Raw genomic sequence first — 15,549 nt, forward strand, 5'->3', positions numbered from 1 at the left:
CGCTATGCTTCCCGGCGTAAGCCGGGAACGCGCTCATTTTCGGCTTCTACGATCATTTCCATATTCATTAGCTCTCCCTTCTGTTTAGAATGAAACCTCTACAGGTATTGTCATATCAGGTTGTCGCTATGGGAAGGGTTTCGCCCTTGGCGCAGTGGGGAGTGCTACTGGTTGCTTCTCTGCTGCTGGGGTTGGTATTGCAGTGGTTCCATGTTCCGGCCGCGTTTCTGTTAGGGCCGATGATGGTTGGTGTCGTCATGGGTTTGAAAGGGGCGACGATCCGTATGCCTCCTGCGTATTTTTGGGCCGCTAATGCCATCCTTGGCTGTCTGGTGGCGCAAAGCCTCTCCCTCTCTATTTTGAGTTCGCTGTTGCAGGAATGGCCGTTAGTGCTGGGCATTCTGGTGGCGACTCTTGCCGCCAGCGGCTTTTCTGGTTGGTTACTGGTCAAATTCAGCGCCTTACCCGGCACCACCGGGGCCTGGGGCGCATCACCTGGCGGTGCCTCGGCCATGGTTGCTATGTCGAGCGAATTTGGTGCCGACGTGCGTCTGGTGGCGTTTATGCAATACCTGCGCGTGCTGATGGTGACGGCTGCCGCCGCCTTTGTGGCGCGCTTGAGCCTTGGCGAAACGGCCGCGCATAACACCGCCGCGCTGATCTGGTTTCCTGCACTCGACTGGCGTTTTTTTGCCACACTCGGTGTGGCATGTTGCGGCGTGCTGTTCGGGCGCTGGCTGCGCCTGCCGTCCGGTGCACTGCTGGGGCCGATGATCCTCGGCGCCGCGCTGCACTCGACGGGCACGTTGACGCTGCAAACGCCGGAATGGATACTGTCATTGGCCTATGCGTTCATCGGTTGGAGTGTGGGCTTAAGCTTTACCCGCCCGATTTTCCTGCTGGCTATTCGCACCTTGCCACAGATGATGGCCTCTATCGTCGGCCTGATGGTGCTGTGCGGAGGGATGGCTTACGGGGTAACGCTGTTGCTACCGGTGGATATTCTTACCGCCTATCTGGAGTCCAGCCCCAGCGGGCTGGACTCCATTGCGGTCATTGCGGCGGGTAGCAACGTTGACATGGCCTTTGTGATTGCGATGCAAACCCTGAGGCTGTTTTCGACGCTGCTGTTTAGCCCGGTGTTGTCACGCTACATCTCACGCCACACGGCGCTGAACGCGACGTAATTTCCGCTGGGCGATGAGGGCATCGATGATAAACAGCGCCAGCGCCGCCCAGATAAAACCAAATGCCACCATTTTGTCGCTGCCGAGCGGTTCGCCATAGAGCGTGACCGCGATGATAAACATCAGCGTCGGGCCGAGGTACTGGAAGAATCCGAGCGTAGACAGGCGCATTCTCACGGCGGCGGCGGTGAAAAACAACAGCGGCACGGTGGTCACGATGCCTGCGCTGACCAGCAGCAGATTGAGCGTCGTACTGTTATTACCAAGGTGGCTGCTCGGTGTATCGGCGATAAAAAACAGATAGATAATTGCCGCAGGCAGCAGCCACAGGGTTTCAATCAGCATGCCGGTCTGGCCGTCTACGCCGAGTTTTTTGCGCAACAGGTCATAGATCGCGAAGCTAAAGGCCAGCGCCAGAGCAATCACCGGCACCGAGCCAAACTGCCAGAGCTGAATCAACACGCCGCTGAACGCCAACAACACCGCGCACCATTGCAGGCGGCGGAAACGCTCGCCGAGAAAAATCATTCCCAGCATCACGTTAACCAGTGGGTTGATAAAATAGCCCAGGCTGGCTTCCAGAATGTGATTGTGGTTTACCGCCCAAATGTAGAGCAGCCGGTTACCGCCCACTAGCACGGCGGTCAGCGCCAGCATCAGCAGCGTTTTGGGTGATCCCATGACGTGCTGTACCTGACGCCATTTGCGGTTGATGCTCACCAAAACCAGCATGAAGAGAAACGACCAGATAATCCGGTGCGTAAGAATTTCTGTGGTAGGCACTGCGCCAATCAGCTTGAAGTAGACGGGTGCGATGCCCCAAATGAAATAGGCACCAAGGGCGAATAACACACCCTGGCGTGATTGCTGTTCATTCATGTGGAAGGCTTACTCAACGGACTGAAGAGGGAGTACTGTACGCGAAACCGCAGTGACTTTCATCTTCCCTTCCCGTTTTGGTGCTTCGTTTTGGTAAAATCGGATTATTCAGCCTTTTATATCGTTACTGTGCGAATAATTCGGCGTTATCCGACGATATAGGTGGCCGTGGCGGTGGTGATATGCACCTGTGCCTCGTTGTGCAACTCGGCACGCGCCACGGCGATTTTATTGCCGCCACGCAGCAGCGTGCTGGTCAGGATAAAGTGCTCGCCGCGGCCCGGGCGCAGATAGTCCACACGCAGATCGATAGTGCCTATGCGCGCCAGTCGCTGGTGAAATTCCTGAGCGCTGATGCTGTGGTGCCGTAACAGCGCGCTGCCAACGCAGACCAGCCCGGCGGCCACATCCAGCCCGGCGGCGATCACACCGCCGTGGAGAATTTTTTGCAACGCATTGCCGACCAATCGCTCCTGACGATCAAACACCAAAATGGCATGGTCGGCTTCAAACTCACGCAGTTCAAGCCCCAGTTCCCGGTTGAAGGGCATCTGATAGATAAAAATGTCGCTGACGCGTTGGCGAACGCTCTCCTGAGGCAGCATGGCATCAGGGGGAAGCGTGTCATCCTGCTGGACAAGCGGTAATGACATAGCGGGCGGCCCTCAGTAACGATCGGAACAGAGAATAAGGATAGTTTAACGTTAAATTTTTGTTTGTTTTATGAGGCGTTTCTGTTTCTTTTCAGAAAAGCATGAATAACTAGGAAGTGGATGATTCAAGTACAGATTATGAAGCTAGAATAATAACGAGCGTGTCTATCATTTTTCCTTACTTTCATGTTGGTCGGAGATATCGTATGCGCAAAATTGCGGGCGTAGTGGCGCTCTTGTTGGCGGCACAAGTTCAGGCAGAAGAAGCAAAAGTTCAGGTTGTACACGACAGGCCCGCAGTGCGTGGCAGCATTATTGCCAATTTGCTGCAAGACCATGATAACCCTTTTATCCTTTATCCTTACGAAAGCAACTATCTGCTTTATACCTACACCACCAACATCAATAAGCAAGCGATCAGCAGTTACGACTGGGCCAAAGAAGCGCGTAAAGATGAAGTGAATTTCCAGTTGAGTCTGGCCTTCCCCATCTGGCGCGGCATCATGGGCGACAATTCGCTGTTGGGGGTCTCTTATACCCAGCAATCCTGGTGGCAGATGTCGAATGCCGATGAATCCTCACCGTTTCGTGAAACTAACTATGAACCACAGATATTTCTTGGCTGGGCGACCGATTACAGCTTGGGCGGATGGACATTGCGCGATGTGGAAGTGGGGCTGAATCACCAATCCAACGGCAAGGCAGATCCAACTTCGCGCAGTTGGGATTGCGCCTATATGCGCCTAATGGCGCAAAACGGCAACTGGAAGGTGGATCTCAAACACTTGGTTCCTGATCCCTGACCGCAAGGATGACAACCCGGATATCACCAAGTATCTGGGGTATTATCGGGTTCGTGTTGGCTACGTCTGGGGCGACAGCATTTTCAGCGTAGCAGGGCATTACAACTGGAACAGCGGTTACGGCAACGCAGAGTTGGGGTGGAGCTATCCGATAACCAGGCATGTACGCTTCTATACCAAGGTGTTTAGCGGCTATGGCGAATCGATGATCGACTACAACCATCGGCAGACGCGTTACGGTGTCGGTGTGATGTTGAACGATATCTTTTGGGGCGTGTTTTCAGAAAAAATAATTCTCGTGGTCAAAAGATTGCAGTTTTTATCACAGGCGCTGAAAATAGCGCCTGTTTGATTTTATCGGCCACGGGCTGATGTGATGCAAGAGGATCGGGGAACGCGTGTCTACGGCGGAAGTGTTAAATAAGGAAGCGTTAGCGGCTCAGGTTCTACGCGATACGTTCGGTTATCAGCAATTCCGTCCCGGTCAGGATGCGGTCATTCAGGCTGCGGTCAACGGTCAGGATTGTCTGGTGATCATGCCGACCGGGGGCGGGAAATCGCTGTGCTACCAGATCCCCGCATTGGTGCTGGATGGTCTGACGCTGGTGGTGTCTCCGCTGATCTCTTTGATGAAAGATCAGGTGGATCAGCTTCTTGCCTACGGCGTGACTGCCGCCTGCCTGAACTCGACCCAGACCCGTGAGCAGCAGTGGGATGTGATGACCCGCTGTCGCAGCGGTGAAATCAAGCTGCTGTATATCGCGCCGGAGCGTTTAACCACGGACAGCTTCTTTGACCAGCTTGCCCAGTGGAATCCAGCACTGATTGCCATCGACGAAGCGCACTGTATCTCCCAGTGGGGGCATGATTTCCGCCCGGAATACCGCGCCCTTGGGCAAATCAAGCAGCGTTTCCCCACGCTGCCAGTGGTTGCCTTGACGGCCACCGCCGACGACGCGACGCGCAGTGATATTGTGCGCCTGCTCGATCTGCACGAACCGCATATTCATCTGAGCAGCTTCGACAGGCCCAATATCCGCTACACGCTGGTGGAGAAATTTAAACCGCTCGATCAACTGTGGATGTTTGTGCAGGGCCAGCGCGGTAAAAGCGGCATCATTTATTGCAACAGCCGGGCGAAGGTAGAGGATATCAGTGCGCGTCTGCAAAATCGTGGCCTCAGCGTGGCGGCCTATCATGCTGGCTTGGACAACGAACGGCGTGCGCAGGTACAGGAAGCGTTCCTACGTGACGATTTGCAAGTGGTGGTAGCCACCGTCGCCTTTGGAATGGGTATTAACAAACCCAACGTGCGCTTTGTGGTGCACTTTGATATCCCACGCACTATCGAATCCTACTATCAGGAGACCGGGCGTGCCGGGCGAGATGGCCTGCCTGCGGAAGTCGCGCTGTTTTACGATCCGGCGGACATGGCGTGGTTGCGCCGCTGCCTTGAGGAAAAACCGCCGGGCCCGCAGCAAGAAATTGAACGACACAAGTTGAACGCGATGGGGGCGTTCGCGGAGGCGCAAACCTGCCGGCGTCTAGTGCTGCTCAACTATTTTGGTGAAGGGCGGCATGCCCCTTGCGGTAACTGTGATATCTGCCTCGATCCGCCTAAGCGTTATGATGGCTTGGTGGATGCGCAAAAGGCGCTCTCCTGCGTATACCGGGTGGGGCAGCGCTTCGGCCTGGGCTATGTGGTGGAGGTGTTGCGCGGAGCCAATAACCAGCGTATTCGCGAATGGGGACACGACAAGCTGCCAGTGTACGGCATTGGCCGTGAGCAATCGCATGAGCATTGGGTCAGCGTGCTGCGCCAACTGATTCACCTGGGGTTCCTCACGCAAAATATTGCATTGCACTCAGCGGTACAACTTACCGAATCAGCCCGTCCGGTGCTGCGTGGTGAGATACCATTGCAGTTGGCGGTGCCGCGCGTGGTTAACCTGAAGCCGAAAGCGAACCAAAAATCGTACACCGGGCTTTACGATCGCAAGCTGTTTGCCAAACTGCGCAAACTACGCAAAGCCATTGCTGATGAGGGCGATATCCCGCCTTATGTGGTGTTCAGTGATGCCACGCTGCTGGAAATGGCCGATCGCTTGCCGGTGACGGCAAGCGAATTACTGACGATTAACGGCGTTGGGCAGCGTAAACTGGAGCGATTCGGTACGCCATTTATGTCGCTGATCCGTGAGCATCTGGACGATGGCGACGATGTGCGCTGATCGAACTTGAATTTCTAGACTCTGTGGTAAAAAAGGAAAATATCATGATGTTGTTTTTGACCGTGGCGATGGTGCACTTCGTGGCATTGATGAGCCCGGGGCCGGATTTCTTTTTTGTTTCCCAGACGGCGGCGAGTCGCTCGCGCAAAGAAGCCATGATGGGCGTGCTGGGGATTTCTCTGGGGGTAATGGTGTGAGCGGCCATTGCGTTGATGGGTTTGCACCTGTTACTGCAAAAAATGGCGTGGTTGCACGATGCCATTACTATCGGCGGTGGATTGTATCTGTGCTGGATGGGATGGTACATGTTGCGCGCAGCGCGTCGCAAAGGGGAGCTGCAAACAGTTGAAACGGTAGAACTGCCTTCGAAAGGGAAAACCTTTATGCGCGGTCTGCTGACCAACCTGGCCAACCCAAAAGCGCTGATCTATTTCGGCAGCGTGTTCTCTCTGTTTGTGGGTGACAGCGTTGGCACCAGTGCGCGCTGGGGACTATTCGCGTTAATCTCACTGGAAACGCTGCTGTGGTTTAGCCTGGTGGCAATGGTGTTTGCCTTGCCTGCAATGCGTCGCGGCTATCAGCGTTTAGCTAAATGGATCGATGGTCTGGCAGGAGTGCTGTTTACCGGCTTTGGGCTGCATCTGATTATTTCGCGCTAAGCGAGCGTGGCGTAACCGATCATCACCACAATATCGACCGCCACGGTGGTCACCCCCAAAATCAGATACTGAGCAACCTGCGGCTGATGCGGCACGATAAACTGTGGGAACAGCGCCGCCAGAAAAACGATGCTTTTCGGGTTGGTGAGATTGACCAGAACGGCACGACGAAACAGCTGGCGGCGTGGTAGGGTGCCCGCCAGCGCATGCAGATCGAGTGAACCGGCCGCGCGCCACTGCTGAATGCCGAGCCAGATCAGATAAGCGGCACCGAGCCATTTCAGAATGTCAAAAGCCAGCAGCGATTGCGATAGCAGCGCACCAAGACCGATACCGACCAATACGATATGGATAGCCAGCCCGACTTGTAGCCCGGCGATGGATGCCGCCGCACCGCGATAGCCGTGACTGATAGCAGTGCTCATGGTGTTGATAGCCCCGGACCCCGGAGAAAGGCTGAGAATAAGCGTTGTGAGAAGATAATAGGTTAACCACCAGTCGAGGGTCATAGCTGCTTCCTGATTGCATGTTGTTGCATTGGCGTTGTTTGCGATCGCCACAACGGAGACTGAAGGGGTTACCGATGCGTTACGTGGTTAAACATTACGACCGAATGTGCCACAATACGCCATTGCTGATTGTTGTGCCAGCGATCACAAAACTCTCTGGTAGTCCCCGCGTGGCAGGGAGCTAGCGCGGTGCCGTGCAGCAAGGAGAAACGTGATGTCACCCGAAATTTCCGGCCTATTATTAAGAGAAAAACAGTTTTCTGCCTTTGTCACCGGGACGCTGTTGGATTTCTGGCGTCAGCGCGAAGAGGGGGAGTTTCCCGGCGTTGACGATGTGCCGATCCGCTTTGTACGCTTTACCGCTCCACAGCACACGCGTCTGGTGGTGGTGTTTCCCGGCCGCATCGAAAGCTATGTAAAGTATGGTGAAGTCGCCTACGATTTGTTCCAGGCGGGTTATGATGTGCTGATCATGGATCATCGCGGCCAAGGGCGCTCCGGGCGGATGCTGGAAGACGGTAATCGTGGCCATGTGGTACGCTTTGGTGATTACGTAGACGACGTCGAGCAATTCTGGTTGCACCATGTGGATGCGGTGAAAACGGCCGATCCCTTGCGCTACCAGCGCTGCTTTGCGCTCGCCCACTCAATGGGCGGCGCGATCCTGGGGCATTTTTTGGCACGTCGGCCGGATGCATTCGATGCCGTGGCGCTGTGTGCGCCCATGTGTGGCATTAAATTGCCGATGCCGGGCTGGCTGGCTTCACGCATTGTTGCCTGGGCGGAACTGCACCCGCGCATTCGCGATTATTATGCTATCGGCACCGGGCAATGGCGTCCGCTGCCCTATTTGATCAACGTGCTAACGCACAGCCGTGAGCGTTACCGTCGCAGCGTGCGTGCCTATGCCGATGAACCCGGCCTGCGCGTTGGTGGCCCGACCTATCACTGGATGCGAGAATCGATGGCCGCCGGGCGCGAACTGATGGCATTGGCTGCGCGCATTACCACCCCTTTGCTGCTGCTTCAGGCGCAGGAGGATATCGTGGTGGATAATCACAGTCAGGATGCGTTTTGTCAGGCGTTGGCTGAAGCCGGACACCCCTGCGTTGGCGGTACCCCGGTGGTGATTGCGGGTGCCCGCCATGAACTGTTATTCGAAGAAGATGGGATTCGGGCGCAGGTGTTTACCCATATTCTCAACCATTTTGCACAATATCCGTAAATGTTGCGGCCGACGCCGCGCCATTCCCCTTAGAGGTGAGACTTCACTGTTATGTATCACGTCGTTGCTTCCGATTTAGATGGCACGTTGCTGTCGCCAGACCAAACGCTGTCTCCATTCGCCAAAGAGACCCTGAAACTGCTGACCGCACAGGGCATCCACTTTGTGTTTGCCACCGGGCGGCATCATCTGGATGTAGCGCAGATTCGTGACGGGCTGGGCATCAGCGCCTTTATGATCACCTCTAACGGCGCGCGCGTGCACAACACCCAGGGGGAGCTGATCTTCAGCCACAATCTGGATCCGGATATTGCACACGACCTCTACGGCATGGTGTACCGCAACCCGGAGATGCTGACGCACGTCTACCGTGACGATGAATGGTTTATGAGCCGCTCTCGTCCGGAAGAGGAACGCTTTTTTCAGGAGTCAGTATTCAAATACAAACTGTTTGAACCGGACCTGCTCGGCACTGATGGCGTGAGTAAAGTGTTCTTCACCTGTGACAGCCACGAGAAGCTGCTGCCGTTGGAAGAGGCGATCAATGCACGCTGGGGCGATCGGGTTAACGTGAGCTTTTCCACGCTGAGCTGTCTGGAAGTGATGGCGGGCGGCGTATCCAAAGGTCATGCGTTGGAGCAAGTCGCCAAACTGATGGGGCATACCTTGACGTCGTGCATTGCGTTTGGCGATGGCATGAACGATTTTGAAATGCTGTCGATGGCCGGTAAAGGATGCATTATGCGCAACGCGCATCAGCGCTTGAAAGATTTACTGCCGCAACTGGAAGTCATTGGCAGCAATGCGGACGATGCGGTAGCCCACGCGTTGCGTCGTCTGTTTCTCTCTGCGGTGTGAGGGTGTTGCTGGCGGCAAAGGCCGCCAGCAGACAGAAGGCGCTTGCGATTAGGAGCGTTTCTCCATTTCCGCCTTGTGTTTCTTCTCATTGATCATGGTGATAAACAGCAGTACTACCGCCATGACGCTGCCGCCGATCATCACCATAAAGCCGCCGTCCCAACCGAAGAAGTCAACGGTGTAGCCGACGATGGCGCTGGCTGCAACGGAGCCGCCGAGGTAACCGAACAGCCCGGTAAAGCCTGCCGCTGTACCCGCCGCTTTTTTCGGTGCCAGTTCCAGCGCGTGCAGGCCGATCAGCATGACAGGGCCGTAGATCAGGAAACCGATAACAATCATGCAGGCCATATCGATGCCCGGATTGCCCGCCGGGTTCAGCCAGTAAACCACGGTGGCGATGGTGACCAGCGTCATAAAGAACACCCCGGTAGCACCACGATTGCCCTTGAACACCTTGTCAGACATCCAACCGCACAGCAGCGTGCCAGGGATCCCCGCATATTCGTACAGGAAGTAAGCCCAGGAGGATTTATCCAGCGCGAAGTGTTTCACTTCTTTCAGGTAGGTCGGTGACCAGTCGAGAATACCGTAGCGCAGCAGGTAGACGAACACGTTGGCAATCGCGATATACCACAGCAGCTTGTTCGGGAACACATACTGCATGAAGATCTCTTTTGCCGTCAGTTCCTTCTCTGAGGTTTCGGTGTAGTCCACCGGGTAGTCATTTTTGTACTCTTCAATCGGCGGCAGACCGCAGGATTGCGGGGTGTCGCGCATCATCACGAAAGCGAACACCGCAATCAGGATCGCGCCAAATGCTGGCATGTAGAGCGCTGCTCTCCAGTCATGGAACCAGGCCATCCCCAGCAGGAAAAGCAGCGGTGGGATTCCTCCACCCACGTTGTGGGCGCAGTTCCAGACAGAAACAATACCGCCGCGCTCTTTCTGCGACCACCAGTGCACCATGGTGCGCCCGCACGGCGGCCAGCCCATGCCCTGGAACCAGCCACACAGGAACAGCAGTACAAACATGATAGCGATGCTTGATGTTGCCCAAGGCACAAAGCCCATAAACAGCATCACTGCCGCCGCCAGAATCAACCCTGCGGGCAAGAATACGCGCGGGTTGGAACGGTCGGAGATGGAGCCCATGATAAATTTGGAAAAACCATAGGCGATAGAAATCCCTGATAACGCAAAGCCAAGGTCACCGCGAGAGAACCCCTGTTCAATCAGGTACGGCATGGCTAATGCGAAATTTTTTCTTACCAGATAGTAAGCGGCATAACCGAAAAAGATCCCAAAAAAAATCTGCCAGCGCAGACGACGGTATAGAGGATCGACCCGATCGTCGCTCACTCTGGGCTGGTGCTGGGCGGGTTTAAAAATACTCAGCATAACGTTCTCCAATACGCTTAAAAGCGATAATTATTTTGTGCTAAATCGCGCGTATGGTAGCGAAATGGCGCAGAGTTTCAATGTGAGCCACCGCTAAAATGTTACATTTTTATGACGGTCGTTCAATTATTGTGCTTTGCTTAACAAAATGCCCCTCGATAGACCTCATTTTGGTGTGACTTTTATCGCGAAACGGTTACATATCCGGTTCGTTATTTTCGTTATTTGCTCGAATTTGCTCTTTATCAATCATTTCTTTTCTGTGTCTGAATACCCTTAATGAAGATCCGGAAAGGTGACACTATCATGGAAAACAGCACAGCCTACCGCGAAACCGACGTTATCGTGATTGGCGGCGGCGCGACTGGCGCGGGAACCTTGCGTGACCTGGCACTCAGGGGACTGAGTTGCCTGCTGCTGGAGCGCTTCGACATCGCGACAGGCGCGACCGGGCGTAACCACGGGTTGCTGCACAGCGGTTCGCGCTATGCGGTAACTGACAGTGAATCCGCGCGCGAATGTATTGAAGAAAACCAGATTTTACGCCGCATCGCCCGGCACTGCGTGGAGCCGACCGATGGCCTGTTCCTGACCCTGCCTGAAGACGATCTGGCTTATCAGTCCCAGTTTATCGCGGCCTGTCAGCAGGCGGGTATCAATGCGCAGGCGATTGATCCGCAGGAAGCGCTGCGCCTCGAGCCTGCCGCTAACCCGCAGCTGATTGGCGCGGTGCGCGTGCCGGATGGCACCGTTGATCCGTTCCGGCTCACCACTGCCAATATGGTAGATGCCTGCGAACACGGGGCGGAAGTATTGACCTATCACGAAGTGCTGGGACTGATACGTCAGGGCGATCGTGTCACCGCCGTGCGCGTTTTCGACCATAAACAACAACGTACTCTCGATCTCTATGCGCAGGTGGTGATTAACGCCTCCGGTATCTGGGGACAGCGCATTGCCGAATATGCGGATTTGCGGGTCACGTATTCAATGAGTGTATTGCTACATAGTCTGGCATGCAAAAAGGTGTTTAAAACCAGCCTGAATGCATGAAGAGAACATAGAGCATGAATACTATTTTTATTGCGGAGCAACACATTGAATACGTGACCGATTTGCGCGTGCGTATGTTCCCTGCCAAAGGCGCGTTGCTGATTCTCGGCCACCGTATCAACAATATGGTGATCAACCGCTGCCGTAAGCCTGCCGATGCCGACATTTTGGTGCCGGGTGACACCATTTCGCTGATCGGTACCACCTCAACCCGCGTGGACTATGACCAGATAGACAACATGTCCGTCACGCCGCAAGAAGTAGAGATCCTGATGCGTGAAGGGGCGAAGCTGGCTCCGATGATGGCGCAGACGCGTATTTTGCGTGCCTATGCGGGCGTGCGTCCGCTGGTGGCCAGCGACAATGATCCGAGCGGGCGCAGCGTAAGTCGCGGCATCGTGCTGCTTGACCACGCCAGTCGCGACGGGCTGGAAGGGTTTGTCACCATTACCGGCGGCAAGTTAATGACGTACCGCCTGATGGCGGAGTGGGTCACCGACAAGGTGTGTGAAAAGCTGGGGCACAGTGCGCGCTGCACCACGGCAGAACGGCCACTGCCCGGTTCAGCCAGCGCGTCGACGGCGCAACCTGCTGCCGCAACGTCTGGCACGCGCGCATTTTCTGCGCCGCTGCGCGGGTCCGCGATTTACCGCCACGGCGATCGCGCCGCGCGCGTGCTGTCTGGCGAGTATGCCGATAGCAGTCTGGTGTGCGAATGTGAAGCGGTGACGGCGGGTGAAGTCCGCTATGCCGTGGAAGCACTCAAGGTCAATAACCTGATTGACCTGCGGCGGCGTACCCGTGTCGGGATGGGAACCTGCCAAGGTGAGCTCTGCGCGTGCCGTGCCGCCGGATTACTGTGCAAGCTGGGGCAATCGACACCGCCGCAAGCGTTGGCGCAGTTAAGTCAGTTTTTAAACGAGCGCTGGAAAGGCGTTCGCACCATCGCATGGGGTAACGCGTTGCGTGAAAGCGAATTCACCAGTTGGGTGTATCAGGGCTTGTGTGGGCTGAGTATTGAGGATCAGCAGGAGGAACAACATGCGGTATGACGTCGTCATTATCGGTGGAGGGTTAGCCGGGCTCACCTGCGGTATTCGTTTGGCGGAGCAAGGAAAACACTGCGCCATTGTCAGCTCAGGACAAAGTGCCCTGCATTTCTCTTCGGGATCGCTGGATCTGCTGTCCTTTCTGCCGGATGGTGAGCCGGTTCACCATCCCCTTGAGGCACTGTCAGCGCTGGCAAGTCAGGCTCCCGAGCATCCCTATTCGCTGATGGGTGAGGCCGCCGTACGCCGTTGGGTGCCAGAAGCCGAAGCCTTATTGGCGCGCTGTGGTGCGACCATGACGGGCAGCCATCAACAAAACCATCTGCGTTTGACGCCGCTCGGAAAATATCGCCCGTGCTGGCTGAGTCCACCGGAAATTGTCACGCGGGAACAGGGCAAACCCCTGGCATGGTGCGCTCCGCTGATTGTGGGCATTGAAGGCTTTTTGGATTTCCAGGCCTCTATCGTGGCGGATGCGCTGCAAGCGCAGGGCATTGCGGCAAAGAGTGCCGATTTACGTCTGTCCGCGTTGGATCGTCTGCGCGGTAACCCCAGCGAGTTCCGTGCGGTAAATATCGTTCGCGTGCTGGATCTGCCGGAAAACGCCAGCGCATTGCTGGCGGAATTGACGCGGCTGAGCGCTCATCACGATGCCGCCATTTTACCGGCTTGCCTGGGGCTGGATACGCCGGATGGCGTGGCGATGCTGCAAAGTGCCTTGGGCAAACCCGTCAGTCTGTTGCCGACACTTCCGCCGTCGTTACCAGGGGTTCGCTTGCATCAGGCGATGGTGCGCCGTTTCCGTCAATTGGGCGGCGTGGTGATGCCGGGCGATAAAGTCGAGCGTGCCGTTCTGGGGGCAACAGAAAAGGCGCTTTATACCCGTAATCACGTCGAGATCCCGTTGCGGGCTCAGCAGGTGGTGCTTGCCAGCGGTAGCTTCTTTAACAACGGGCTGGTGGCAGAGTTTGATCGCGTTGTGGAGCCGGTGTTTGGTTTTGATGTGCACTATGCCGCGCTGCGTAGCGACTGGAGCCGGGAACAGGTGCTGGCACCTCAGCCGTATCGCCTGTTCGGTGTGAAAACCGACGAGAAGCTGCGCCCGCGTATCAAGGGCGTCACGGTGCCCGGCGTCTATGCGATTGGCGCAGTATTGGCAGGGTTTGATCCTCTGGCGCAGGGCTGTGGCGCGGGGGTATCTTTATTGAGCGCGTTGTCGGTTGCCGATACGTTGCTGCAAGGGGAGGTCGCATGAGCCTGCTCAATGACACCAGTTTTGATAATTGTATCAAGTGTACGGTGTGTACCACTTACTGCCCGGTTTCCCGGGTGAATCCTCTTTATCCGGGGCCGAAACAGGCCGGACCGGACGGTGAACGCCTGCGTCTGAAAGATCCGGCGCTGTATGACGAGGCGCTGAAATATTGCACCAACTGCAAACGCTGCGAAGTGGCCTGCCCGTCGGATGTAAAAATTGGCGATATCATTCAGCGCGCCAAAGCACGCTATAACTCGCATCGTCCTTCACTGCGTGACACCATCCTCAGTCATACCGACCTGATGGGAACGGTATCCACGCCGTTTGCGCCATTAGTGAACGCGGCGACCGGGTTGAAACCGGTGCGCCAGTTGCTGGATAAAGCACTGAAAATTGACCATCGACGTCAGTTGCCTAAATACTCGTTCGGCATTTTCCGCCGCTGGTATCGTCAACAAGCCGAAGCGCAAAAACAGTTTAGCGAGCAAATCGCGTACTTCCACGGCTGCTACGTTAATTACAACCATCCGCAGTTGGGCAAAGACTTGATCCGCATATTCAATGCGATGGGGATTGGCGTGCAACTGCCGGAAAAAGAGAAGTGCTGCGGTGTACCGCTGATTGCTAACGGTTTTCATACCAAGGCCAGAAAGCAGGCGCAACAAAACGTGGGCTATCTGGAAGGCGCGGTTCAGGGTAAAAATCTTACCGTGGTGGCGACGTCATCAAGCTGTACGGCAACGCTGCGTGACGAATACCCGCATTTGCTGGGGGTCGATAACCATGCGGTACGCGATAGCATTACGCTGGTGACGCGTGAGCTGTATCACCTGTTAGAGCAAGGCAAAACGCTGCCGCTAAATCCGCTGCCGCTACGCGTGGCTTATCACACGCCGTGCCATATGGAGAAAATGGGGTGGACTTCCTACACACTGGATTTATTGCGCCGCATTCCCGGGCTGGAACTTGTTGTGCTGGAATCCCAGTGCTGCGGTATAGCCGGAACTTACGGTTTTAAAAAGGAAAATTACACTACCTCGCAGGGCATTGGCGCGCCGCTGTTTCGCCAAATAGAGGAGAGTGGAGTGGATAGGGTGATCACGGACTGTGAAACCTGCAAATGGCAGGTAGAGATGTCGACCAGTAAACCTTGTGAGCACCCGATCACGTTATTAGCACGCGCACTGGCGACGGAAAAATAATCCTTTACAGACGCGAATGATAATGATTATTATTGTCATGCATTCCAGAGAGACGCACGCATGTCTTTTCATGCGCTGACGACCTCGCTGTGAAGGCACGACATTGCTCACATTGCTTCCAGTGTTTATTTAGCCAGCTCGGGCGCTGGCTTTTTTTTGCCCATTCTCCCCACCTCTTTTAAATTTTTTGAACTGAGCGATGAGTTTTTTACGCTTTCTTATTCGCCACCTCCCGGTAGACTTAACATAACGACAACATTTGTGGAGGCGATATGATTTATTTACGACAGGCTGAGGCGCGTGGTCATGCTAACCACGGTTGGCTGGATAGCTGGCACAGTTTCTCCTTTGCAGACTATTACGATCCCAACTTTATGGGGTTCTCTGCGTTACGCGTGATCAACGAAGACCGCATTGACGGTGGGCAAGGGTTTGGCACCCACCTGCATAAAGACATGGAACCGTCATTCCGCACCTACTTTAAGAATAAATTCGACGGTATCGCTCGCCGAGAACATCAACGATGGTCTTGTGAATAGAATTGAGGTTGGATACTTGTGGTGGTCTGTCACCAATACTGAACTC

9 protein-coding genes and 5 pseudogenes are annotated in these 15,549 nt (G+C 55.3%); 10 read left to right on the top strand and 4 right to left on the bottom strand.

Annotated features, from left to right (window positions below):
• The first annotated feature begins 128 nt into the window (after positions 1-128).
• Positions 129-1,187 carry an AbrB family transcriptional regulator gene (locus tag ACTBDZ_RS02580; RefSeq protein ID WP_438814124.1) on the top strand — a complete coding sequence of 353 codons (1,059 nt, stop codon included), beginning with the start codon at positions 129-131 and terminating at the stop codon, positions 1,185-1,187.
• On the opposite strand, the gene rarD is transcribed toward ACTBDZ_RS02580, so the two are convergent.
• Both rarD and ACTBDZ_RS02590 read right to left on the bottom strand, forming a co-directional pair.
• Positions 1,158-2,066, bottom strand: a complete 909-nt coding sequence (rarD, locus tag ACTBDZ_RS02585; RefSeq protein WP_438814125.1) for an EamA family transporter RarD — start codon at positions 2,064-2,066, stop codon at positions 1,158-1,160. The genes ACTBDZ_RS02580 and rarD overlap by 30 nt on opposite strands.
• A gap of 146 nt (positions 2,067-2,212) precedes the next feature.
• Complete coding sequence (locus tag ACTBDZ_RS02590; protein WP_438814126.1) at positions 2,213-2,719, bottom strand: thioesterase family protein; 507 nt, start codon at positions 2,717-2,719, stop codon at positions 2,213-2,215.
• A gap of 206 nt (positions 2,720-2,925) precedes the next feature.
• On the opposite strand from ACTBDZ_RS02590, the pseudogene pldA reads away from it, so the two are divergent.
• The 3 genes and pseudogenes from pldA to rhtC form a co-directional block, all read left to right on the top strand.
• Positions 2,926-3,787 (top strand): annotated as a pseudogene (gene pldA, locus ACTBDZ_RS02595) (phospholipase A); the annotation flags it as partial.
• Positions 3,788-3,920: 133 nt separating this feature from the next.
• On the top strand, positions 3,921-5,753 hold the full coding sequence (gene recQ, locus ACTBDZ_RS02600; RefSeq protein ID WP_438814127.1) for an ATP-dependent DNA helicase RecQ: 1,833 nt from the start codon (positions 3,921-3,923) through the stop codon (positions 5,751-5,753).
• Positions 5,754-5,794: 41 nt separating this feature from the next.
• A pseudogene (rhtC, locus tag ACTBDZ_RS02605) lies at positions 5,795-6,412 on the top strand (threonine export protein RhtC).
• Here the strand turns inward: rhtC and rhtB are convergent.
• Positions 6,412-6,921, bottom strand: a pseudogene (gene rhtB, locus ACTBDZ_RS02610) (homoserine/homoserine lactone efflux protein); the annotation flags it as partial. The pseudogenes rhtC and rhtB sit on opposite strands and share 1 nt — an antisense overlap.
• A 214-nt stretch (positions 6,922-7,135) precedes the next feature.
• On the opposite strand from rhtB, the gene pldB reads away from it, so the two are divergent.
• Together pldB and yigL are read left to right on the top strand one after the other, a co-directional pair.
• Positions 7,136-8,146 carry a lysophospholipase L2 gene (pldB, locus tag ACTBDZ_RS02615; protein ID WP_438814128.1) on the top strand — a complete coding sequence of 337 codons (1,011 nt, stop codon included), beginning with the start codon at positions 7,136-7,138 and terminating at the stop codon, positions 8,144-8,146.
• Between the two features lie 51 nt (positions 8,147-8,197).
• Positions 8,198-9,004, top strand: coding sequence for a sugar/pyridoxal phosphate phosphatase YigL (yigL, locus tag ACTBDZ_RS02620; RefSeq protein ID WP_438814129.1), 807 nt, complete (start codon positions 8,198-8,200; stop codon positions 9,002-9,004).
• Positions 9,005-9,052: 48 nt separating this feature from the next.
• Here yigL and glpT read toward each other — a convergent pair whose 3' ends face one another.
• Positions 9,053-10,402 carry a glycerol-3-phosphate transporter gene (gene glpT, locus ACTBDZ_RS02625; RefSeq protein WP_438814130.1) on the bottom strand — a complete coding sequence of 450 codons (1,350 nt, stop codon included), beginning with the start codon at positions 10,400-10,402 and terminating at the stop codon, positions 9,053-9,055.
• A gap of 306 nt (positions 10,403-10,708) precedes the next feature.
• Here glpT and glpA point away from each other — a divergent pair.
• The 4 genes and pseudogenes from glpA to ACTBDZ_RS02645 form a co-directional block, all read left to right on the top strand.
• Positions 10,709-12,507: pseudogene (gene glpA / locus ACTBDZ_RS02630) on the top strand (anaerobic glycerol-3-phosphate dehydrogenase subunit A).
• Entirely contained in the window at positions 12,497-13,759 is a 1,263-nt protein-coding gene (gene glpB, locus ACTBDZ_RS02635; protein ID WP_438814131.1) for a glycerol-3-phosphate dehydrogenase subunit GlpB, read from the top strand. Before glpA ends, glpB begins: the two are co-directional and overlap by 11 nt.
• Positions 13,756-14,964 carry an anaerobic glycerol-3-phosphate dehydrogenase subunit GlpC gene (gene glpC / locus ACTBDZ_RS02640; RefSeq protein ID WP_438814132.1) on the top strand — a complete coding sequence of 403 codons (1,209 nt, stop codon included), beginning with the start codon at positions 13,756-13,758 and terminating at the stop codon, positions 14,962-14,964. The genes glpB and glpC overlap by 4 nt, the downstream gene beginning before the upstream one ends.
• A gap of 272 nt (positions 14,965-15,236) precedes the next feature.
• A pseudogene (locus ACTBDZ_RS02645) lies at positions 15,237-15,425 on the top strand (pirin family protein); the annotation flags it as partial.
• Positions 15,426-15,549 lie beyond the last annotated feature (124 nt).

The sequence above is a fragment of the Symbiopectobacterium sp. genome, from assembly GCF_051710365.1.
In the GTDB taxonomy this organism is placed as follows: Bacteria; Pseudomonadota; Gammaproteobacteria; order Enterobacterales; family Enterobacteriaceae; genus Symbiopectobacterium.

What these genes read in the sequence shown, in the direction of transcription:
- ACTBDZ_RS02580 (WP_438814124.1), top strand. Translation starts at nt 129, where the DNA reads ATGGGAAGGGTTTCGCCCTTGGCGCAGTGGGGAGTGCTACTGGTTGCT.
- rarD (WP_438814125.1), bottom strand. Translation starts at nt 2,066, where the DNA reads ATGAATGAACAGCAATCACGCCAGGGTGTGTTATTCGCCCTTGGTGCC.
- ACTBDZ_RS02590 (WP_438814126.1), bottom strand. Translation starts at nt 2,719, where the DNA reads ATGTCATTACCGCTTGTCCAGCAGGATGACACGCTTCCCCCTGATGCC.
- pldB (WP_438814128.1), top strand. Translation starts at nt 7,136, where the DNA reads ATGTCACCCGAAATTTCCGGCCTATTATTAAGAGAAAAACAGTTTTCT.
- yigL (WP_438814129.1), top strand. Translation starts at nt 8,198, where the DNA reads ATGTATCACGTCGTTGCTTCCGATTTAGATGGCACGTTGCTGTCGCCA.
- glpT (WP_438814130.1), bottom strand. Translation starts at nt 10,402, where the DNA reads ATGCTGAGTATTTTTAAACCCGCCCAGCACCAGCCCAGAGTGAGCGAC.
- glpB (WP_438814131.1), top strand. Translation starts at nt 12,497, where the DNA reads ATGCGGTATGACGTCGTCATTATCGGTGGAGGGTTAGCCGGGCTCACC.
- glpC (WP_438814132.1), top strand. Translation starts at nt 13,756, where the DNA reads ATGAGCCTGCTCAATGACACCAGTTTTGATAATTGTATCAAGTGTACG.